18 protein-coding genes are annotated in these 20,890 nt (G+C 65.1%); 17 read left to right on the plus strand and 1 reads right to left on the minus strand.

Features of this window, described 5'->3' with window-relative positions:
- Positions 1–26 precede the first annotated feature (26 nt).
- Positions 27–2,093 (minus strand): TonB-dependent receptor plug domain-containing protein, encoded by a 2,067-nt coding sequence (locus B5J99_RS08470; RefSeq protein ID WP_162892517.1) that lies wholly within the window; start codon positions 2,091–2,093, stop codon positions 27–29.
- 227 nt (positions 2,094–2,320) lie between these two features.
- Between B5J99_RS08470 and B5J99_RS08475 the strand changes: the two genes are divergently transcribed.
- The 17 genes from B5J99_RS08475 to pufC all read left to right on the plus strand — a co-directional run bounded on the left by B5J99_RS08475 (position 2,321) and on the right by pufC (position 20,858).
- The gene (locus tag B5J99_RS08475) at positions 2,321–2,896 is read left to right on the plus strand and encodes a PH domain-containing protein (protein ID WP_162892518.1); all 576 of its coding nucleotides are present in this window, start codon (positions 2,321–2,323) and stop codon (positions 2,894–2,896) included.
- Positions 2,897–2,908: 12 nt separating this feature from the next.
- Positions 2,909–4,222: a M20/M25/M40 family metallo-hydrolase gene (locus B5J99_RS08480; protein ID WP_117352167.1), complete on the plus strand. Its 1,314-nt coding sequence runs from the start codon at positions 2,909–2,911 to the stop codon at positions 4,220–4,222.
- A 368-nt stretch (positions 4,223–4,590) separates the two neighbouring features.
- Entirely contained in the window at positions 4,591–5,949 is a 1,359-nt protein-coding gene (gene creD / locus B5J99_RS08485; protein WP_117352168.1) for a cell envelope integrity protein CreD, read from the plus strand.
- 43 nt (positions 5,950–5,992) lie between these two features.
- The gene (locus B5J99_RS08490; protein ID WP_117352169.1) at positions 5,993–7,279 is read left to right on the plus strand and encodes an acyl-CoA dehydrogenase family protein; all 1,287 of its coding nucleotides are present in this window, start codon (positions 5,993–5,995) and stop codon (positions 7,277–7,279) included.
- A 62-nt stretch (positions 7,280–7,341) separates the two neighbouring features.
- On the plus strand, positions 7,342–8,349 hold the full coding sequence (gene bchI, locus B5J99_RS08495) for a magnesium chelatase ATPase subunit I (protein ID WP_117352170.1): 1,008 nt from the start codon (positions 7,342–7,344) through the stop codon (positions 8,347–8,349).
- The gene (locus B5J99_RS08500; protein ID WP_117352171.1) at positions 8,346–10,034 is read left to right on the plus strand and encodes a magnesium chelatase subunit D; all 1,689 of its coding nucleotides are present in this window, start codon (positions 8,346–8,348) and stop codon (positions 10,032–10,034) included. Before bchI ends, B5J99_RS08500 begins: the two co-directional genes overlap by 4 nt.
- The gene (gene bchO / locus B5J99_RS08505; RefSeq protein WP_117352172.1) at positions 10,031–10,930 is read left to right on the plus strand and encodes an alpha/beta fold hydrolase BchO; all 900 of its coding nucleotides are present in this window, start codon (positions 10,031–10,033) and stop codon (positions 10,928–10,930) included. Before B5J99_RS08500 ends, bchO begins: the two co-directional genes overlap by 4 nt.
- Before the next feature lie 5 nt (positions 10,931–10,935).
- Positions 10,936–12,045 carry a methyltransferase gene (locus tag B5J99_RS08510; RefSeq protein WP_245991819.1) on the plus strand — a complete coding sequence of 370 codons (1,110 nt, stop codon included), beginning with the start codon at positions 10,936–10,938 and terminating at the stop codon, positions 12,043–12,045.
- 167 nt (positions 12,046–12,212) lie between these two features.
- Positions 12,213–13,148, plus strand: a complete 936-nt coding sequence (gene bchC, locus B5J99_RS08515; protein WP_162892519.1) for a chlorophyll synthesis pathway protein BchC — start codon at positions 12,213–12,215, stop codon at positions 13,146–13,148.
- Positions 13,145–14,143 carry a chlorophyllide a reductase iron protein subunit X gene (locus B5J99_RS08520; protein ID WP_054133606.1) on the plus strand — a complete coding sequence of 333 codons (999 nt, stop codon included), beginning with the start codon at positions 13,145–13,147 and terminating at the stop codon, positions 14,141–14,143. The genes bchC and B5J99_RS08520 overlap by 4 nt, the downstream gene beginning before the upstream one ends.
- On the plus strand, positions 14,140–15,672 hold the full coding sequence (gene bchY / locus B5J99_RS08525; RefSeq protein WP_069051489.1) for a chlorophyllide a reductase subunit Y: 1,533 nt from the start codon (positions 14,140–14,142) through the stop codon (positions 15,670–15,672). Before B5J99_RS08520 ends, bchY begins: the two co-directional genes overlap by 4 nt.
- Complete coding sequence (bchZ, locus tag B5J99_RS08530; protein WP_117352174.1) at positions 15,669–17,123, plus strand: chlorophyllide a reductase subunit Z; 1,455 nt, start codon at positions 15,669–15,671, stop codon at positions 17,121–17,123. Before bchY ends, bchZ begins: the two co-directional genes overlap by 4 nt.
- A 128-nt stretch (positions 17,124–17,251) precedes the next feature.
- Positions 17,252–17,464 carry a light-harvesting antenna LH1, beta subunit gene (pufB, locus tag B5J99_RS08535; protein WP_023839307.1) on the plus strand — a complete coding sequence of 71 codons (213 nt, stop codon included), beginning with the start codon at positions 17,252–17,254 and terminating at the stop codon, positions 17,462–17,464.
- Positions 17,465–17,479: 15 nt separating this feature from the next.
- Positions 17,480–17,665, plus strand: a complete 186-nt coding sequence (gene pufA / locus B5J99_RS08540) for a light-harvesting antenna LH1, alpha subunit (RefSeq protein WP_054133603.1) — start codon at positions 17,480–17,482, stop codon at positions 17,663–17,665.
- Between the two features lie 179 nt (positions 17,666–17,844).
- Positions 17,845–18,669 carry a photosynthetic reaction center subunit L gene (pufL, locus tag B5J99_RS08545; protein WP_054133602.1) on the plus strand — a complete coding sequence of 275 codons (825 nt, stop codon included), beginning with the start codon at positions 17,845–17,847 and terminating at the stop codon, positions 18,667–18,669.
- Positions 18,670–18,684: 15 nt separating this feature from the next.
- A complete protein-coding gene (gene pufM / locus B5J99_RS08550; RefSeq protein WP_054133601.1) occupies positions 18,685–19,737 on the plus strand; it encodes a photosynthetic reaction center subunit M in 1,053 nt (350 codons plus the stop codon).
- 5 nt (positions 19,738–19,742) lie between these two features.
- Entirely contained in the window at positions 19,743–20,858 is a 1,116-nt protein-coding gene (pufC, locus tag B5J99_RS08555) for a photosynthetic reaction center cytochrome PufC (protein ID WP_054133600.1), read from the plus strand.
- Positions 20,859–20,890 lie beyond the last annotated feature (32 nt).

Raw genomic sequence — 20,890 nt, forward strand, 5'->3', positions numbered from 1 at the left:
GAACCGGGCGCCTGGTCGGCTTGCGGTCAGAAGCTGCCGTTGATGCCGAGCGACACCACCGGGCCGAAGAAGCGCTCGCGATCCTCGACGAACGCCACCGGACCATCGCGCCGGCCGACATAGAAGGTGCGGCGGAACGCCTCGTTGGTGCCGATCAGGTTGGACAGTCCGGCGCGCACCGTCAGCCCGCGGACATTCTTGTTCTCGATATAGAAGCCCAGGTCCCCGCCGCGGATCGGGAATTCGGCGAGCTGGCTCAGCCGCACCTCGTCGGCCTGGCTGAAATCGCTGTAGTTCGCGCCCATGGCCCAGTCGCCGCCGGGGATGTCATAGCGCAGCTCGGCGCTGAACTCGTGGATGGTATCGCCCGAGATGCGGCGGCGGATCCCGGTGAGCGGATCGGGCAGGCTGCTCTTGCGGTAGGTATAGTCGATGTCGAACCGCACCCCGGTCCAGCCGATGACGTCCATCTTGAAGGTGCTGTCGAGCGATACGCCCCAGATTGTCGCGCTTGCGATGTTGCCGGGCGCCTCGCCGGTGGCACCGATCGGCACCTGATCGACGATGTCCTCGACGAAGTTGACGAACGCCTTGGCGTTGATCGATCCCAGCGCGCCCAGGTTCTGCGTCGCCTGGAAGTCGACGTTCCAGCTTTGCTGCGGGACCAATTCGGGATTGCCGCTGTTCTGGTTCTCGGCGCCCAGATCGGCCGAGGCCACGAAGTCGAAGAAGTTGAGCTGGCCAACATCGCGCTGCAGGCGCAGGGACAGGTCGAGCCGGGGGGTGGCCTTCCACGCCAGCGAAACGAAGCCCTTGGGGCGGATGAAGCTGCGCGTCAGCCCGCCTACGCCGCTTTGCACGATCTGCGAATATTCACCGCCGAGCGAAGTCTGCAGCGTCAGCGTCGAAGACAGCGGGCGACCGTAGCTCAGCCCCATCTCGGCACGCTTTTCCTCGACCACCGCGTCCGATCCAGGCAGCGGGACGGGCTGGAAGGTGCCTGCGGTGTCGAGCAGGTTGAGCTCGGCGCGGGTGTCGAGCTTGTTGATCGCGCCTTCCACGCTGAGCTGCCAGTCGGCCTTGCCCGCCTTCCAGCCATATTCGGCGCGCGCGATGGTCTCGGTCTCGTCGATCACGGTGGCCAGTCTGTTGCCCTCGCGCGGGCGGCGGTCCTCGAAATCGAGGAAGATGCGGGTGAAGAACGGGCTGTGCTCGAACCGCCGCAGGCCGATGAGCTTGAGGTTGCCGCCCCACAAGGGAAACAGGAAATCGCCGCCGATCTCGTAGTTATACTCCTTCTCGGTCTCCAGATAGTCGCGGTCGCGCACCACCTCGCCATCGGAATCCTCGCGGATTTCAGTCCAGCCGCGTTCATAGGAGAGGTTGAGGTTGCCGACCTGGCCGCCATCGCCCTGATACTTCACACCCGCAGCGATGCGCGGCCGGTCGCCATCGACATAAAGCTCCTCATAGCGGCGGTCGGTCACCGCGCCGTTCGCGTCCAGCACCCGCTCGATGCCCGCATTGCCGTTGCGGAAGCTGTCGTTGGAAAGGCTGAGCGTATAGGCGATCTTGCCCGCCTTGCCGCTGATCGACACCTCGCCATCGAGAAACTGCGGGTCGGTGCGGCGGAAGCGAACGCGCGGGCTCCAGCGGAACTGGCCGGTCAGCGAATCCACCTTGCTGACGATGTTGACCACCTGGCCGGTGAGCCCGGGCAGGTTCAGCGTCGCGCCATCGATCAGCTCGATGCGGATGACGTTGCTTGCCCCAATGCGGCCGAGCTCGGAGACGACATCGTTGCTCTTGCCCGAAAAACGCTCGCCATTGATCAGCACGTTGCTGCCGCCCTGGCCAAGGCCGCGGCGGTCTTCACCTTCGGCGATCGAAAAGCCGGGGATCTGGCGGACCATGTCGAGCGCGGTGCGCGGAGCGAACCGGTCGAAATAGCCCGGATCGAAGCTGCGCAGCGGCGTCGTTGCCCCCGCACCGGACGCCGGCGCCGGGGCATCGGGCGCGTCCTGCGCCAGGCCCATGCCCGGCGTGCACAGCAAGGCAGCCAGAGCGACGGTTGCAAGCAGACGATGTGTCACAGAAATTCCCCCAAGCGGGCGGAACACACTGACATGCGCTTTCAACTACACCCGTAGTCGTCCTGTGTGACCAAGCCTGCGCTTTGCGGCATCGGCTTCGACCGGCGACCTTTGCACTTCGACCAAATGCAACTCGGCCCAGATCGCGCGCAATCCCGTTTACCGCCACACAGATGGCGGTTAAGACCATGGCATCGGCCTTGGGCCAGGGGGGGAAGGGATGCGATATGGACCCGCATGACATCATCGAACATCGCCCGATCGAGCCGCGCACGGGCGTGCGCCGGATGGACGGGCTGCCGCGGATCGAGTTCCGCTCGTCCACCTTCGCGTTCCTGTTCCAATCGGGCACCGGCTGGATGATCCTGGCGCTTGCGGCCGCGGTCATGGCGGGCGGGTCTTATGCGGGATACTGGTGGCAGACCCTCGCGGTGCTCAGCGTGGTGCTGGGAGTCTATATCGCCTGGACGCATATCGAGAACCGCACCAGCCTGTTCTGGATCGACGACCAGAGGCTGTTCATGCGGCGTGGCATCCTGATGCGCAGCGAGGAAGAGATCGAGCTGTACCGGATCAAGGACGTCAAGGTTTCCTTCTCGGTCATCCAGCAGATGTTCGACAACGGCACCATCCAGATTTCATCATCCGATTCGAGCGGGCGGCTGGCCTCGGCCACGCCGCATCCGCGCACTTCGATCGAGGTGACCAATGTGCGCGACGCGCGCGCCATCCGCGCCGAACTGCGCGACCGGGTGGAGGCGATCCGCCAGAAGCGCGGCGTGCGCGAACTTGATATCGGCTGACAGGGAAACACCATGACATTGAAGACGTTCGGCCTTGCTGCGGCCACCGCCATGCTGGCCTTTGCCACCCCCGCTTTCGCCAAGCTCAGCTCGCAGGAAGCCAAGATGGTCGAGGCGGTGGACAAGGGCCATGACCGCTGGATCGGCGTTCTCGAGGCGATCACGCGGCAGAACAGCGGCAGCCGCAACATCGCCGGGGTGAAGAAGGTCGGCGAGATGGTGACGCCCGAGCTCGAGAGGCTGGGCTTCAAGGTCGAATGGGTGGACCAAAGCGCGGCCAAGCGTTCGGGCCATCTGATCGCGACGCGCCCAGGACGCCCCGGCAGCACCAAGATGCTGCTGATCGGCCATCTCGACACGGTGTTCGAGCCCGATTCGCCGTTCCAGAATGTCCGGCGGATCGATGCCAACACGCTCGAAGGGCCGGGGATCGAGGACAACAAGGGCGGTGTGGTAACGATGTTTGCTGCGCTTGAGGCGATGCAGGCGGCGGGGACATTGTCGGCGGCGACAATCACCATCGTGCTGACCGGCGACGAGGAGGATGCGGGCGATCCGATCGATATCGCGCGCGCGGACCTGATCAAATGGGGCCAATGGGCCGATGTCGCGCTCGATTTCGAGGGCCTGAGCCGCGAGGACGGCAAGGACATGGGCGCGATCGCACGGCGCTCGTCGTACAGCTGGCAGGTCAACGCCACCGGCAAGGAAGGGCACAGCTCGGGGATATTCTCGGCCAGCGCAGGGCATGGCGCGATCTACGAACTCGCGCGGATCATCGACCAGTTCCACGACGAGCTGCCCGAGGACAAGCTTACCTTCAACGTCGGCCTGATCGCGGGCGGATCGGTGGCGCAGCTCGACGCTGACCTCGTCCGCGCGCAGGCGGCGGGCAAGACCAACATCATCCCCGCTGTGGCTGTCGCTCGCGGCGATTTCCGCACGCTGAGCGACGAGCAGTCCGAGCGGGTCAAGGCCAAGATGCAGGCCATCGTCGCCCAGCACCTGCCCGGCACCAGCGCCGAGATCGTCTTCGAACAGGGCTATCCCCCGATGGCCCCGACCGAAGGCAACCGCGGCCTGCTGCGGCGGCTGAACGTCATCAACGCCGACCTTGGCCTCGAGCAGATGGCCGAGCTCGATCCCCTGAAGCGCGGCGCAGGCGATATCTCGTTCGTTGCGCGCTATGTCGACGGGCTTGTCGGCATGGGTCCAACAGGCGACGGCGCGCATGCACCGGGCGAAACGGTCGACCTGCCGAGCATCAAGCGCCAGGCGAAGCGCGCGGCGATCCTGATGACGCGGTTGTCGATGGAGAAGAGGTGAGGGGTTGGTTGGTAACTCGTCACCCCGGACCTGATCCGGGCCCCAGGGCGTCCTGTGTGTCGCTGTGCCGGTTCTTTCCGCTCATCTTTCTTCGTCACCCCCGCGAAGGCGGGGGTCCTGCTTATGCGCGACCGTGGCGAAAAAGCGGGATTCCCGCGTGCGCGGGAATGACGGTGGTGGCGTTTAGGGGAATAGTGGAAACCGGACGCCCCGATTGCTAGCGGGCAACGAACGGGTAGGGCATCCGGCTTCCGAGACAGGGTTAATATTAACCTCGGCGATTCGCTGTGACCCAGTTCACACCCGATTAAGCTTTCGTTCTATAGCTGAACCGTGCATTTTCATCGATGAACCGTTAGGAGTGCCGCATGGCCAAGGACCGCAGCCCGGGATTCAAGCTGGGCATGACCGTGCTGATCGGCGCGCTGCTCGCGATTCCGCTGTTCATGGTCTATGCGCTCGTCTGGGACCGGCAGAGCCAGTCGGAAACCGCGCGCGCCAGCGTCGCCGAGGGCTGGGGCGGGCCGCAGATGCTCGCAGGGCCGGTGATGGTCATCCCCTATCGCCAGCAATCGGTCGAAACGGTGACCGAGAACGGCAAGGCGACGACGCGCGCGGTCACCATCGACCGCGAGCTGTTCCTCGCGCCGGTGAAGAACACCGCCAAGGTCGATGTCAGCCCCGAACGGCGGGTCAAATCGATCTACGAAACCGTGGTCTATGAAGCGCGGGTCAAGGGAACCGCGCGCTTTGCGCTGCCGGTCGACCTGGCCCGCTTCGGGGTAAAGCCCGAAGACCTGCAGCTCGACCGCGCCGAAATCCGCGTCGGCATATCGGACGCGCGCGGGCTGCTCGCGGACAATGGCATCAGCGTCGGCGGCACCGCGCTGCCGCTGCGCCCCGGCAAGGGACTGGGCGCGACCAACGGGTCTGGATTTTTCGCCTTTGCCGACTGGTCCGCTGGCAGCGCCGCACCGCTCGACGTTGCCTATCGCTTCGGGGTGCGCGGCAACGGCCAGCTGACCCTGATCCCGGACGCCGAATCGACCGACTGGACCATCGCCTCGCAATGGCCGCACCCCAGCTTCGGCGGCCAGTTCTTGCCCAACAGCCGCTCGGTCACCGACAAGGGCTTTATTGCGCGCTACACGATCAGCAACCTCGCGCTCGGCCGCGCTATCGTCCAGCTGCCGCAGCCGGGCGAGCAAGTTGGCCAGGGAGCGCAGTCGGCGCAGATCGACCTGATCGAGCCGGTCAACCTCTACAGCCAGGTCGACCGCGCGGTGAAATACGGCTTCCTGTTCATCGGCTTCACCTTCCTCGCCTTCCTGATGTTCGACATCATCGCAGGCGCGCGGGTCGCGGCGGCGGAGTATCTGCTCACCGGCGCAGGCCTGATCCTGTTCTTCGTGCTGCTACTCGCCTTTGCCGAGATCATCGGCTTCACGCTCGCTTATCTGTTGGCGTCGGGCGCGATCATCGCCCTGATCAGCGCTTACAGCGCTGCAGTGCTGGGCAGTGTGAAACGCGCAGGCTTCATCGCCGGGCTGCTGCTCGGGCTGTATGCATTGCTCTATGTGCTGCTCAACCTCGAGGCGTATTCGCTGATCATCGGGTCGCTGCTGCTGTTCGCGGCGCTGGCGGCGGTGATGTACGTGACGCGCAAGGTCGACTGGTCGGGGCTGGGCAAGCGCGATGAGGCAGCACGGGACTTGCCGGACGCGTAAAGCCGTCCATAGTGCATCCAAACGATAAACCGAGGATGCACCCATGGATTTTGCGCTGCCGGCGGAGCTGACCGCCTATCTGGCCGAGCTTGACACGTTCATCGAGGCCGAGATCAAACCGCTCGAGCAGGCGGACGACAACATCCGCTTTTTCGACCATCGCCGCGAATGGGCGCGGACCGATTTCGATGCGGGCGGCCTACCTGCGCACGACTGGGAAGAGCTGCTGCGCGAGGCGCAGCGCCGCGCCGACGCGGCCGGGCACTGGCGTTTCTCGGCACCGAAAAAATATGGTGGCAAGGATGGCTCCAACCTGTGGATGGCGGTGATTCGCGAGCATTTCGCGGCCAAAGGTTTGGGGCTGCACAATGATCTGCAGAACGAGCATTCGATCGTCGGCAACTTCCCGTTCGTCGCGATGTTCGAGGAGTTCGGCACCGAGGACCAGAAGCAGGAGTTCATCCTGGGCGGGTTCGAGCGCACCCGGATCACGGCCTTCGGCCTGACCGAGCCCGACCATGGATCGGACGCGACGCACATGGAAACCCGCGCGGTGCGCGAGACCCGCGATGGCGTGCCCGGCTGGCGGATCGATGGCGAGAAGATGTGGATCACCGGTATGCATGTCGCCACGCACTGCGCTTTGTTCGTGCGCACCAGCGGCGCGGATGGCGACGCCAAGGGGATCACCTGCCTGCTGGTGCCCACCGAGACGCCGGGGCTGAAGATCGAAGAGTATCTTTGGACCTTCAACATGCCCACCGATCACCCGCGGCTGTCGTTCACCAACGTCTGGGTGCCCGAAACCGCGATGCTCGGCGAGGAAGGGCGCGGGCTCGCGCTGGCGCAAAGCTTCGTCCACCAGAACCGCATCCGCCAGGCGGCCTCGTCGCTGGGCGCGGCGGTGTTCTGCATTGAGGAGAGCGTCAGATACGCCCGCAAGCGCAAGCCCTTCGGCAAGGCGCTGTCGGAGAATCAGGGCATCCAGTTTCCGTTGGTGGAACTCGCGACGCAGGCCGAGATGCTGCGCTGGCTGATCTACAAGACCGCCTGGGACATGGACCGGTTGCCCCACAAAGCCATCGAGCGCGAGATCTCGGACAAGGTCAGCATGTGCAACTACTGGGCGAACCGTTTGTGCTGCGAGGCAGCCGACCGGGCGATGCAGGTGCACGGCGGCATCGGCTATTCGCGCCACACCCCGTTCGAACACATCTACCGCCACCACCGCCGGTATCGGATCACCGAGGGGTCGGAAGAAATCCAGATGCGCAAGGTGGGGGCGTATCTGTTCGGCTATCTCGGGCCGCGGAAGGGCTCGTTCGACTGAACTGTCAACTTTTCCTGACACCCCCGCTTGTCGCGGCGGATCAATCTGTTAGACCTAGCCTTATGCCTTTTCCCTTTTCCGCCATCGTCGGCCAGGACGAAATGAAACGTGCCCTGCTGATCAGCGCGGTCGATCCGCGCATTGGGGGGGTGATGGTGTTCGGTGACCGCGGCACGGGCAAGTCCACCGCCGCGCGCGCGCTGTCGGCGCTGCTGCCGCCGATGCAGGCGATCGCCGGGTGCCGGTACAATTGCGCGCCTGAAGAGGCGGACCGCTGCCCCGACAAATGTGCCGAGAAGAAGGGCGTCAAGACCGCAAAGGTGCCGGTGCCGTTCGTCGATCTACCGCTGGGCGCAACCGAGGACCGGGTGCTGGGCGCGCTCGATCTGGAACGCGCGCTGGGACGCGGCGAAAAGGCGTTCGAGCCCGGGCTGCTTGCGCGCGCGCATCGCGGCTATCTGTATATCGACGAGATCAACTTGCTCGAGGATCACCTCGTCGACCTGTTGCTCGATGTCGCGGCCTCGGGCGAGAATTTGGTCGAGCGCGAAGGGCTTTCGGTGCGACATCCCGCGCGCTTCGTGTTGATCGGCAGCGGCAACCCTGAGGAAGGCGAACTGCGCCCGCAATTGCTCGACCGCTTCGGGCTCTCGGTCGAGGTCAAGACGCCGCAGGATCTTGAGCAGCGCATCGAGATCATGCGCCGCTGTGATGCGCTGGAGCGCGACGGTGCAGCGTTTGCGGCGGACTGGGCCGAGGCGGACGCCAAGATCGTCAAGCGGCTCGCCAAGGGCAAGAAGGCGCTGCCCAATGTCGCGATGCCCGAGAGCACGCTGACCGATGCCGCGACCCTGTGCATGGCGGTGGGCGCGGATGGCCTGCGCGGCGAACTCACCCTGATGCGCGCGGCGCGCGCTTTTGCGGCGCTCGAAGGCGCGAAATCGGCCGAGCGCAAGCATCTGCGCGCGGTCGCGCCGATGGCGCTGCGCCACCGCCTGCGCCGCGACGTGCTCGACGAAACCGGATCGACCGTGCGCATCGATCGCGCGCTGACCGAGCTTTTCGGATGAGCGATGCGCTGCTGGCGGCGGACCTGCTGGCCGCCGCGCCTGCCCGGCTGGGCGGGATGTGGTTGCGCGGTCCCTCGGCAGAGCGCGACGCGGTGCTGGCCTTTCTGGCCGAAGAATTCGCCGATCGCCCGGTGCGCCGCCTGCCGGTGCATATCGACGAGGAGCGGCTGTGCGGCGGCATCGATGTCGCCTCAAGCCTGTCGGCCGGACGCCGGATCGAACAGGCAGGCTTGCTCGAGGAGGTTGCAGGCGGGCTGCTGGTCGTCCCGATGGCCGAGCGGATGAGCGGCATGGTCGCCGGGCGCATCGCCCAGGCGATGGATGCTGGCGCAGGCTTCGCTCTGGTACTGATCGACGATGGCGGCGAGGAGGAAGTTCCGCCTGTATCGCTCACCGAGCGGGTGGCGTTCTGGTGCGATTTTTCTACCAACCCTGCGGTGATCGCCCCAGAATCGGACCTTTCCCGCATTCCCGAAGGACTCGGGAACACGGGGGGTGGGTGCACTGTGGCTGCGCAAGACCGCCAGACCCTCGCCAACATCACTCTCGCGCTGGGCATCGATTCCGCGCGCGCGATGCTTTTCGCGCAGTCCGCGCTGTCGCTTTCCGCACAGATCGACGAGCGCGACTCCATCACCGACGACGACATCCAGTTCGTCGCCCGCACGGTCCTCGGGCCCCGAGCCACGCGCATCCCGCAGCAGGCCGAAGAACCGCCTCCGCCTCCGCCCCCCGAAGGCGAGGAAGAGCCGCCGCCAGGCGACAACGATGGCGAAGACGAACAGCATGATCCCGATCAGCTCGATGACCTGATCCTGGCCGCGGTGCTCGCCTCGATCCCCAAGGATGTGCTGGCGCGCATCGGCGAGGGGCGCAGCGCGCGGCGCGCGACCGGCGCGGGCGGGGCAGGGCGCAAGCGGGCCTCGCAGATGCGCGGACGGCCGCTGGGCGCGCGTCCCGGCCTGCCGCGCGGCGGCGCACGGCTGGCGCTGATCGATACCTTGCGCACCGCGGTCCCCTGGCAGGAGATCCGCCGCCAGCAGGAGGGCATGGACGCGCCCAGGCGGCTGCGCATCCGCAAGGGGGATCTGCGCATCCGCAGGTTCGAGGAGCGCGCCGAAGCGCTGACGATCTTTGCGGTCGATGCCTCCGGCTCGTCGGCACTGGCGCGGCTGGCCGAGGCCAAGGGCGCGGTCGAACTGATGCTTGCGCAGAGCTATGTGAAACGCGCGCAGGTGGCGCTGATCGCGTTTCGCGGGACCTCGGCCGAACTGCTGCTGCCGCCGACGCGGTCGCTGACCCGCGCCAAGAAGGTGCTGGGCGAATTGCCCGGCGGGGGCGGCACGCCGCTTGCGCTGGGGCTGTCGGCCGCCGCCGAGCTCGCCGAAACCCAGGCCGCGCGCGGGCGCACGCCGTTCGTCGCGGTGCTGACCGATGGCAAGGGCAATATCGACAGGAACGGCCAGCCAGGCCGCGCGCAGGCGGGCGAGGATGCGCTCGCGGCGGCGCGGCGTTTTGCCCAATCGGGGACGCAAGCCGTGGTGATCGATATCTCCGCCCGGCCGCAACCTGAGGCCGCAGCGATTGCAGCGGCGATGCGCGCGCGCTATCTGGCGCTGCCGCGTGCCGATGCGCGCGGTGTCGAGCGCGCCGTGTCCGCGCTGCAATTCGGGAAAGCATCATGAGTTCGGTACGCTGGGAGGTTGACGGGCACGACTGGCCCAACCGCGAGCACAGTCGCTTCGTGCGGGCTGGCATGCTCGACTGGCATGTCCAGGTCGCAGGGCCCGAAGGCAGCGCCGCACCTGTGCTGCTGCTGATCCACGGCACCGGCGCTGCGACTCACAGCTGGCGCGACGTGATGCCGCTGCTGGCGCAGCACTTTACCGTGATCGCGCCCGACATGCCCGGGCACGGATTTACCCGCGGTCGGATTGCCGGGGGGCAGAGCCTGCCGGGGATGGCCAGGGTGCTGGCCGAACTGCTCGGCAAGCTGGCGCTGGGCGCGCCCGATGTGATCGTCGGTCATTCGGCTGGCGCAGCGATCGGTGTGCGGCTGGCGATCGATCTGAGTATCGATGCTCCGATCATCGGGCTTAACCCCGCGCTGCTGCCGTTCCCGGGCCTTGCCGCGCGGCTGTTCCCGGCGATGGCGCGCGCTTTGTTCGTCAATCCGTTCACCGCGATGATCTTTGCCCAGATCGCCAGCAGCGAGGCCGAAGTGGCGCGATTCCTGAAGAAATCCACCGGGTCGCGGATCGATGCGCGCGGGGTTGAGCTGTATCACCGCCTCTTCCGGACATCCGACCATTGCGCGGGCGCGATCGGGATGATGGCGAACTGGGATCTGGAAAGCCTGGCGAAGGAACTGCCCAGCGTCGCGGCGCGCTCGCTGCTGGTGCATGGCGCACGCGACAGCGCGATCCCGCTCGATTCGATCGAGCGCGCAGGTCGGATGATGCCGCATGCCGAGGTCGTCACGCTGGCGGACCTGGGCCATCTGGCGCATGAGGAAGCTCCCGAGCAGATCGCAGCTTTGATCGGCGAATTCGCGGCCCGAACCCCGGCCGTGGCAGCTTGATTCTTATGGTTGGATGGAAGCAACGCTGGGTCGGCTGGCGTAACGGCATTATCTCGAGCCCGGCATTCCAGTCCTGGGCATCGCGGTTCCCGCTGACCCGCCCGGTGTCGCGGGTGCGGGCGCGCAGGCTGTTCGATATCATCGCCGGGTTCACTTATTCGCAGACCCTGTTCGCCTGTGTCGAAAGCGGCATCGTCGCGCGGCTGCAGCAGGGGGCTGCGGCTTCGGCTGAGCTGGGCACGCGGGCGCGACTCGGGCCCGATGCGACGCGCCGGCTGCTGCGTGCGGCGGCGGCGCTGGGGCTGATCGAGCGCGTCGGCGACGATCTGTGGATGCTGGGCGAACAGGGCGTCGCTTTGGTCGGCAATCCCGGTGCGATCGCGATGATCCGTCATCACCACCTGCTCTACGCCGACCTTGCCGATCCGTTGTCGCTGCTGCGCGGCGAGCGCACCGTGCCCGGCGCGCTCGCAGGCTATTGGCCCTATGCGCTGGGCGATGGCAGCGAGGGTGAGGATCAGGCAGCGGTGTCCCCCTATTCGCAGCTGATGGCGGCATCGCAGCCTATGGTCGCCGATCAGGTGGTGCATGCCTGGCGATTCGACCGGCACAGACGCATGCTCGATGTCGGCGGCGGGGCAGGGGCGTTCATCGCGGCGGTGGCCAAGGTCGCGCCAAGGCTCGACTTCGGGCTGTTCGATCTGCCCGCGGTCACCGCGATCGGCGCGCGGCAGCTGGGCGAACAGGGGATCAAGGTTAACCCTCATCCCGGCGATTTCCGCAACGACGCGATTCCCACGGGCTATGACCTGATCACATTGATCCGAATCCTGCACGATCATGATGACGAGCTGGCCCAGGCGCTGCTGATCAAGGTCCGCGCCTCGCTCAAGCCCGGAGACACGTTGCTGATTGCCGAACCGATGGCGGGAACCAGCGGCGCAGAGGCGATGGCGGACGCCTATTTCGGCTTCTATCTGCTCGCCATGGGCTCGGGCAGGGCCCGTACTCCGCAGGAAATCGGCGCCATGCTGACCCGCGCAGGCTTTGCATCGTGGCGGGAACGACCCACCGGGCTGCCCATCGTCACCCGCGTGATTGCCGCTACCGCCTGAACTGCCCCATACCCCCTCATGCCATCGCCGTGTGTCAGAGTGTCCAAAAACAAATGCACCTGAATGTGTAAACCTACATTGACACTATGGGGAGTTAAGTTAAGATGACACCTTGTTGAGGGGTCTCCTAACTGACCCTGCAAGGCTCAAAACAAGGGGAGCGCACAATGCAGGCAATGGCCGTCATTTTCGAAGCGCCGCACCGCCTTGCCTTGCGTCCCCTGGCGTTGAACGCGCCTGAATCCGGCGATGTCGTGGTCGAGATCGTGTGGAGCGGGATCAGCACCGGAACCGAAAAACTGCTGTTTACCGGCAAGATGCCGAGCTTCCCCGGAATGGGCTATCCTTTGGTCCCCGGCTATGAGTCGGTCGGCCGCATCGTCGACTCCGGCGCCGAGTGCAGGGGCCGGATCGGCGAATGGGTGTTCGTTCCTGGCGCCAATTGCTTTGCCGATGCGCGCGGTCTGTTCGGCGGATCGGCCCGGCGACTCGTGGTGCCTTCGGCCCGCGCGCTTCCCATCGACGAGAGCTGGGGATCGGACGGCGTGCTGTTCGCGCTGGCCGCCACCGCGCTCCACGCAATGGCGGGCGGCGAGCCTCCCGACCTGATCGTCGGACACGGAATTCTGGGCCGTCTGCTCGCTCGCCTCACCATCGCCAGCGGCGCGCCCGCGCCCACCGTGTGGGAAATCGACGCCTCGCGCAGCGCGGGGGATCATGGCTATGGCGTGATCCATCCCGATAGCGACGAGCGCCGCGATTATCGCAGCATCTGCGATGTCAGCGGCGACAGTTCGCTGCTCGACACGCTGATCTCTCGCCTTGGCAAGGGTGGCGAGGTCACGCTCGCCGGCTTCTACCAGGCGCCGCTCAGCTTCACCTTCCCGCCCGCATTCATGCGCGAAGCGCGCATCCGTGTCGCTGCCGAATGGGGCCCTGACGATCTTGTCGCGATCCGCGCGATGGTCTCGAGCGGGGCGCTCAGCCTCACCGGGCTGGTCAGCCATGTTCAACCGGTCGCCGATGCGCCCAGCGCCTATCCGACCGCCTTTACCGACCCCGCCTGCCTTAAAATGATACTCGATTGGAGCGCTTGCGCATGACGATGCTGGAAAACTCTGGTCCCGATGTAACCGCGCTGCGCGATGAAGCGTCGCACGAGCCCGATCCGGTCCACACCGGCCCGGTCACCAAGGAAACGCAGATCATCGCGATCTACGGCAAGGGCGGCTCGGGCAAGAGCTTCGCGCTCTCCAACCTCAGCTATATGATGGCGCAGCAGGGCAAGCGCGTGCTGCTGATCGGTTGCGATCCCAAGTCCGACACAACCAGCCTGCTGTTCGGCGGGAAGGCCTGCCCGACGATCATCGAAACCAGCAGCGCCAAGAAGCTCGCCGGTGAAGAGGTCAAGATCGAGGACGTCTGCTTCCAGCGCGACGGCGTGTTCGCGATGGAGCTGGGCGGTCCCGAAGTGGGACGCGGCTGCGGAGGGCGCGGCATCATTCATGGTTTCGAACTGCTCGAGAAGCTGGGCTTCCATGATTGGGGCTTTGATTTCGTGCTGCTCGATTTCCTGGGCGACGTGGTCTGCGGCGGCTTCGGCCTGCCGATCGCGCGCGACATGTGCCAGAAGGTCATAGTCGTCGCCTCGAACGACCTGCAGTCGCTCTATGTCGCCAACAACGTCTGCAAGGCGGTGGATTATTTCGGCAAGATGGGCGGCAATGTCGGCGTCGCCGGCATCCTGATCAACAAGGACGACGGCACCGGCGAGGCGCAGGCTTTCGCCGCCGAAGTCGGCATCCCGATCCTCGCTTCGATCCCTGCGAATGAGGACATCCGCCGCAAGTCGGCCAATTATCAGATCATCGGGCGGCCCGACACCGAATGGGCGTCGCTGTTCGAGGAACTGGCGATCAACGTCGCCGAAGCGCAGCCCGCCTCGCCGCGGCCGCTGACCCAGGACGGCCTGCTCGGCCTGTTCAAGCCCGAAGACACCGGCGGCAACGTCGAACTGGTCCCCGCTACCCAGGCCGACATGCGCGGCGGCACCTACGAACAGAAGCCTTCGCTCGAAGTGGTTTACGACAGCGTATGACCGACACCCCCGCCTCTTCCGCCTCGCGCACACCTGACCGGATCGACCTTGTGGCCGCACCCGTCGAAGGGGGGTGCTCGTCAAAGGACACCATGCGCGCGGCCGCCGAAGAGGCTGGCAAGGGCGAAATCCTCGCGCGTTACGCGGCCGATTATCCCAAGGGCCCGCACGATCAGCCGCAGAGCATGTGCCCTGCATTCGGATCGCTCCGGGTCGGCCTGCGCATGCGTCGCACCGCGACGATCCTGTCGGGCTCTGCCTGCTGCGTCTATGGCCTGACCTTCACCTCGCATTTCTATGGCGCGCGCCGTTCGGTCGGCTATGTGCCGTTCAGCTCGGAAACGCTCGTCACCGGCAAGCTGTACGAAGACATCCGCGACGCGGTGCATCTGATGGCCGATCCGGCTTTGTACGACACCATCGTCGTCACCAATCTGTGCGTTCCGACCGCTTCGGGCGTGCCGCTGCAGGGCCTGCCCAAGGCGATCAACGGCGTGCGGATCATCGGCATCGATGTTCCCGGGTTCGGCATACCCACCCATGCCGAGGCCAAGGACGTTCTGGCCGGCGCGATGCTCGCTTACGCGCGCAAGGAAGCCTCGCAGGGCCCGGTCGCCGCTCCCAGCCATCGCCCGGATCGCCCGACGGTGACGCTGCTGGGCGAGATGTTCCCCGCCGATCCGGTCGGCATCGGCCAGTTGCTCGAGCCTCTGGGCCTGGCTGCAGGGCCCGTCGTTCCCACCCGCGAATGGCGCGAGCTCTACAGCGCGCTCGATTGCGCCGCGGTCGCTGCGATCCATCCGTTCTACACCGCCAGCATCCGCGAATTCGAAAGCGCCGGACGCCCGGTGATCGGCTCTGCCCCGGTGGGTGTCGATGGCACCGCCGCCTGGCTCGATGCGATCGGCGCCGCCTGCGGGATCGCGCAGTCTGCGGTTGATGCCGCCAAGGACAAGTTCCTGCCCGCGATCCGCGCGGCGCTCGATGCCAACCCGATCAAGGGCCGCATCACCGTTTCGGGCTATGAAGGCTCCGAACTGCTGGTCGCGCGTCTGCTGATCGAAAGCGGCGCGGATGTCCCTTATGTCGGCACTGCCTGCCCCAAGACGCGCTGGTCGGAGCCCGATCGCGCGTGGCTTGAAGAGCGCGGCGTGCGCATCCAGTACCGCGCGAGCCTGGAGCAGGACATCGCGGCGGTCGAAGAGTTCCGTCCCAATCTTGCGATCGGCACCACGCCCGTGGTCCAGCACGCCAAGAGCGAGGCGATCCCGGCTTTGTACTTCACCAACCTCATCTCGGCGCGCCCGCTGATGGGCCCGGCAGGCGCAGGCTCGCTGGCGCTGGTGATCAACGCCGCGCTCGCCAACCAAGACCGGTTCAACCGGATGCAGAGCTTCTTCGACGGCGTCGGCATGGAAGAGAATGCCGGCATCTGGCGCGACACCCCGGTCGACCGCCCCGAGTTCAAGAAGAAGTACGCTGCCCGCATGGTCGGCCTCAACAAGTCCGAAGAGGCGGTGGGCACATGACGCTCATTATCGATCACGATCGGGCCGGCGGCTATTGGGGCGCGGTCTACGCGTTCACCGCGATCAAGGGCCTGCAGGTCATCATCGACGGCCCGGTGGGCTGCGAGAACCTGCCCGTCACCTCGGTGCTGCATTATACCGATGCGCTCCCGCCGCATGAACTGCCCATCGTCGTCACCGGCCTGGGCGAGGAAGAGCTTGGCAAGACCGGTACCGAAGGCGCCATGCGCCGCGCCTGGCAGACGCTCGATCCCGATCTTCCTGCGGTGGTGGTCACCGGCTCGATCGCCGAGATGATCGGCGGCGGCGTGACGCCCAACGGCACCAACATCCGCAGGTTCCTGCCGCGCACCATCGACGAGGACCAGTGGCAGGCCGCCGATCGCGCGCTGACCTGGTTGTGGACCGAATTCGGCCCCAAGAAGGTCAAGCCGCTCGCCCCCCGCAAGGAAGGGGTGAAGCCCAAGGTCAACATCCTGGGCCCGATCTACGGCACGTTCAACATGCCCAGCGATCTGGCCGAGATCCAGCGGCTGGTCGAAGGCATCGGCTGCGAGCTCAACATGGTCTTCCCATTGGGCAGCCATCTGGCCGATGTGAAGAAGCTGGCGGACGCAGAGGTTAACATCTGCATGTACCGCGAGTTCGGCCGCAACCTGTGCGAAACGCTCGAACGACCCTATCTTCAGGCTCCGATTGGCCTCGAATCGACCACCCTGTTCCTGCGCAAGCTGGGCGAACTGACGGGCCTCAACCCCGAGCCGTTCATCGATCGCGAGAAGCACACGACGATCAAGCCCTTGTGGGACCTGTGGCGTTCGGTCACGCAGGATTTCTTCGGCACAGCGAGCTTCGGCATCCATGCCAACGAAACCTATGCGCGCGGCATCCGCAATTTCCTCGAGCATGACATGGGCCTGCCGTGCAATTTCGCCTTCAGCCGCACTGCAGGGATCAAGCCCGATAACGAGGCGGTGCGCGAGGCGATCCGCACCAACCCGCCCCTGGTCATGTTCGGCAGCTATAACGAACGCATGTACATGGCCGAGTGCGGGGCACGCGGCATGTATATCCCGGCGAGCTTCCCCGGCGCGGTGATCCGCCGCCATACGGGAACGCCGGTGATGGGCTATTCCGGGGCGACCTGGCTGGTGCAGGAAGTGTGCAATGCGCTGTTCGACGCGCTGTTCCACATCCTGCCGCTGTCGACCCAGATGGATGCAGTTGCGGCAACGCCTGCCAGGATCGAGCGGGAACTCGACTGGACGGATGAAGCCAAGGCGCGGCTGGACCAATTGGTCGACGCGCAGCCGGTTCTTGTGCGCATCTCTGCGGCCAAGACCCTGCGCGATGCGGCCGAAAGGGCCGCACGGCGCGCGAACGAGAATACAGTAACCGAGGTGCGGCTGGTGGAGGAAGCCGTCGCACAGAATATGGGGCAGCTCGCGTGAGCGGCTGGTCCAGTCATCGGCCTTGGGACGGGGCCTCCAACATCCGCGTCGGGTTCGCCCGCACGGATAATCGCCTGGAAGGCGCCTGCTGGCGTCCTTCCAAATCTGGAAGCTAAGGAGAATATCTCATGGCAGATGAAGGGATGGGTCCAACGACCTACCTCACTGAAAGCGAGGCGAAGGAGTTCCACAAGCTCTTCGTCGCCAGTTTCGCTTTCTTCACCATCGTCGCGATCATCGCGCACGTACTGGTTTGGCAATGGCGCCCATGGTTCCCGGGTACGCCCGGCTATGAAGCGACATCGAGCCTCGACCCGGTGACCGACGTTCAGCTCAGCTAAGAAGGAAACCTGATCATGCATAGAATGTGGCAATCATTCGATGGCAACAGGATCCTGACTGCGCTTGCGGTCTTCCTGTTCGTCCTCGCACTTCTCATCCATTTCATCCTGTTGAGCACCAATCGCTACAACTGGCTGGAAGCTCCGAACCCGACCGCTGCTCCTGCAGCAGTGGCTGCGGCATCGGCAATTACGCCCTGACATCAGGGTAAATGCCAGTGTGTCGCCTTGCCAGGCGATATGGGCGGGCCGGCTGGGCTGGTTCCAACCGGTCCGCCCCTTGCACTGGTGATTAAACAAACGGGGCCTCGAGGAAATCGGGGAAGAAACTATCAGGCTCGCTGCGCCCTTGCCGCAGCGGCTAACGAAGGAGTCTGGCAATGGCGCTCTTGAGCTTCGAGAGAAAATATCGCGTCAGAGGCGGAACATTGGTCGGCGGAGATCTGTTCGATTTCTGGGTCGGGCCATTTTATGTCGGCTTCTTCGGGATCACGACTTTGTTCTTCGCCTCGCTCGGTACCGCGCTGATCTTTTACGGCGCATCGCAGGGTGGGACCTGGAACCCATGGTTGATCAGCATCGCTCCGCCTGACCTGAAATACGGGTTGGGCCTGGCGCCACTGAAGGAAGGCGGCCTCTGGCAGATCATCACGGTCTGCGCGATCGGCGCCTTTGTCAGCTGGGCGCTGCGCGAGGTCGAAATCTGCCGCAAGCTGGGCATGGGCTATCATGTTCCCTTCGCCTTTGCGGTCGCGATCTTCGCCTATGTCACGCTGGTGGTGTTCCGCCCGATGCTGCTGGGCGCCTGGGGACATGGCTTCCCTTATGGCATCTTCAGCCATCTCGACTGGGTGTCGAACGTCGGATACCAATACCTGCACTTCCACTACAACCCGGCACACATGCTCGCCGTGTCGTTCTTCTTCACCACCACCCTCGCGCTGTCGATGCATGGCGCGCTGGTTCTTTCGGCCACCAACCCGGCCAAGGGTGAAGAGGTGAAATCGCCCGAATATGAAGACACCTTCTTCCGCGACCTGATCGGCTATTCGGTCGGCACGCTTGGTATCCACCGCGTGGGCCTGCTGCTGGCGCTGAATGCCGGTTTCTGGAGCGCCGTGTGCATCATCATATCCGGCCCGTTCTGGACCCGCGGCTGGCCGGAATGGTGGAGCTGGTGGCTCAACCTGCCGATCTGGATGTGAGAGGGGTAATTCACCATGGCACGCTACCAAAATATCTTCACCCAGGTTCAGCTGCGCGGGCACCCCGAAATCGGGATGCCGCACAAGGACGACAGCGAACCGCGCATCAACGCAACCGGTTTCAGCTACTGGATGGGCAAGTTCGGCCAGGCCCAGCTTGGTCCCCTGTATCTGGGCAAGCTTGGCCTCGCCTCGCTGCTGATGGGTTCGCTGGCATTCCTGATCATCGGCCTCAACATGCTGGCCTCGGTGAGCTGGAATCCCAACCGGTTCCTCAAGGAGCTGTTCTGGCTCGCGCTGGAACCGCCCGGTCCTGAATGGGGCTTCTCGCCGATGGTGCCGCTGGCCGAAGGCGGCTGGTGGATCATCACCGGCTTCCTGCTGACCGCATCGATCCTGCTGTGGTGGCTGCGCACCTATCGCCGCGCCAAGGCGCTGGGCATGGGCACGCACATCGCCTGGGCTTTCGCCAGTGCGATCTGGCTGTACCTCGTGCTCGGCTTCATTCGCCCGGCACTGCTGGGCAGCTGGTCGGAAGCCGTGCCCTTTGGCATCTTCCCGCACCTCGACTGGACCGCAGCCTTCTCGATCCGCTACGGCAACCTGTTCTACAACCCCTTCCATGCGCTCTCGATCGCCTTTTTGTACGGCTCCACCTTGCTTTTCGCGATGCACGGCGCCACAATTCTGGCTGTGGGTCGCTATGGTGGCGAGCGGGAGATCGAACAGATCTACGACCGCGGTACAGCCAGCGAACGCGCCGGTCTGTTCTGGCGCTGGACCATGGGCTTCAATGCCACCATGGAATCGATCCATCGTTGGGCCTGGTGGTTTGCGGTGCTGACCACACTTACCGGCGGTATCGGCATCCTGCTGACCGGCACGGTTGTCGATAACTGGTATCTCTGGGCTCAGGAGCACAACTTCGCTCCCGCCTATCCCGATACCGGTGTCGTCGATCCCAGCACGACGCTTATTGCGCCGAGCGAGGCTGTGATCGATCCAAACCAGATGGTTGAGGATCCGGGCGCGCTGCCCGCGGCCCCCAGCCAGACGCAAGGGAGCTGACGGCCATGCTTAGTCTTTCCAAACTGACCGCCATGGGGGCGCTGGCCATTGCCGGCCTCGCCCTGGCGGGATGCGAACTCGGTCCCAAGCAATCGCAGCAGACCGGGTATCGCGGCACCGGCATCGTCCAGATCGTCGATCCGCAAAATGTGGTCGCGCCAGGCGATGTGCCGCCGCCGCCTTATGCTTTGCCCGCCCCCTCGGGGCCCAAGGCGGGCGAGGTGTATCAGAACGTCAAGGTGCTGGCGAATGTCAGCCAGGAAGAGTTCGACTACACCATGGCTGCGATTACCCAGTGGATCGTTCCGGCCGATGCGCCGGCCGAGGAAGCCGGGTGCAATTACTGCCACAATGCCGAGAATCTGGCTGACGACAGCAAGTACACCAAGGTTGTCGCGCGCCGGATGATCCAGATGACGCAGAACATCAACCAGAACTATTCGGATCACGTCAAGCAGACCGGCGTCACCTGCTACACCTGCCACCGCGGCAATGCCGTTCCGAAATATGTGTGGACCGATCCCAGGCCGTCCGACGGACGTCTGATGGGTAACAAGCGCGGCCAGAACACCCCCGACCCGTCGGTGGCCTATGCCTCGCTGCCGGTGGGCACCTATGCCAAGTACATGCGCGGCAATTCGGGACCGGCGCGGGTGATCTCCAAGACCATCCATCCGACCACCGCCAACCGGCAGAGCGTCAAGGATGCAGAAGGCAATTATGCCATCATGATGCATCTGTCGCAGTCGCTGGGCGTCAACTGCACCTATTGCCACAACAGCCGCTCGTTTGCGCGCTGGGAACAGAGCAGCCCGCAGCGCGCCCTGGCCTGGTATGGCCTGCAGATGGTGAAGAACACCAACGAGGAATACATCCATCCGCTGGCCAGCGTTTTCCCGGCCAACCGGCTTGGCCCTCAGGGTGATCCCTACAAGACCAACTGCGCAACCTGCCACCAGATGCAGCGCAAGCCTCTGGGCGGTGCCCAGATGGCCAAGGACTATCCGGCGCTGCGTACGGTCGGACCGGTTGTTGCTCCGGCGGTTCCGGGCGCGGCTCCTGCCACCGGCGCAGCCGCAGCAGCAGCGGCTCCTGCCGCAGCAGCGGCAGCCGGGAACTGAGCTGATACAATTCCTCTCCCAGCTTGCTGGGG

Source organism: Blastomonas fulva (genome assembly GCF_003431825.1).
Taxonomy (GTDB): Bacteria; Pseudomonadota; Alphaproteobacteria; order Sphingomonadales; family Sphingomonadaceae; genus Blastomonas; species Blastomonas fulva.

Bases quoted from the DNA above. Each gene is read 5' to 3' on its own strand.
- B5J99_RS08500 (WP_117352171.1), top strand. From the start codon at position 8,346: ATGAGCGATGCGCTGCTGGCGGCGGACCTGCTGGCCGCCGCGCCTGCC.
- B5J99_RS08480 (WP_117352167.1), top strand. From the start codon at position 2,909: ATGACATTGAAGACGTTCGGCCTTGCTGCGGCCACCGCCATGCTGGCC.
- pufM (WP_054133601.1), top strand. From the start codon at position 18,685: ATGGCACGCTACCAAAATATCTTCACCCAGGTTCAGCTGCGCGGGCAC.
- bchY (WP_069051489.1), top strand. From the start codon at position 14,140: ATGACCGACACCCCCGCCTCTTCCGCCTCGCGCACACCTGACCGGATC.
- bchO (WP_117352172.1), top strand. From the start codon at position 10,031: ATGAGTTCGGTACGCTGGGAGGTTGACGGGCACGACTGGCCCAACCGC.
- pufC (WP_054133600.1), top strand. From the start codon at position 19,743: ATGCTTAGTCTTTCCAAACTGACCGCCATGGGGGCGCTGGCCATTGCC.
- bchC (WP_162892519.1), top strand. From the start codon at position 12,213: ATGCAGGCAATGGCCGTCATTTTCGAAGCGCCGCACCGCCTTGCCTTG.
- B5J99_RS08510 (WP_245991819.1), top strand. From the start codon at position 10,936: ATGGTTGGATGGAAGCAACGCTGGGTCGGCTGGCGTAACGGCATTATC.
- creD (WP_117352168.1), top strand. From the start codon at position 4,591: ATGGCCAAGGACCGCAGCCCGGGATTCAAGCTGGGCATGACCGTGCTG.
- pufB (WP_023839307.1), top strand. From the start codon at position 17,252: ATGGCAGATGAAGGGATGGGTCCAACGACCTACCTCACTGAAAGCGAG.
- pufA (WP_054133603.1), top strand. From the start codon at position 17,480: ATGCATAGAATGTGGCAATCATTCGATGGCAACAGGATCCTGACTGCG.
- B5J99_RS08520 (WP_054133606.1), top strand. From the start codon at position 13,145: ATGACGATGCTGGAAAACTCTGGTCCCGATGTAACCGCGCTGCGCGAT.
- B5J99_RS08475 (WP_162892518.1), top strand. From the start codon at position 2,321: ATGGACCCGCATGACATCATCGAACATCGCCCGATCGAGCCGCGCACG.
- bchI (WP_117352170.1), top strand. From the start codon at position 7,342: ATGCCTTTTCCCTTTTCCGCCATCGTCGGCCAGGACGAAATGAAACGT.
- bchZ (WP_117352174.1), top strand. From the start codon at position 15,669: ATGACGCTCATTATCGATCACGATCGGGCCGGCGGCTATTGGGGCGCG.
- B5J99_RS08490 (WP_117352169.1), top strand. From the start codon at position 5,993: ATGGATTTTGCGCTGCCGGCGGAGCTGACCGCCTATCTGGCCGAGCTT.
- pufL (WP_054133602.1), top strand. From the start codon at position 17,845: ATGGCGCTCTTGAGCTTCGAGAGAAAATATCGCGTCAGAGGCGGAACA.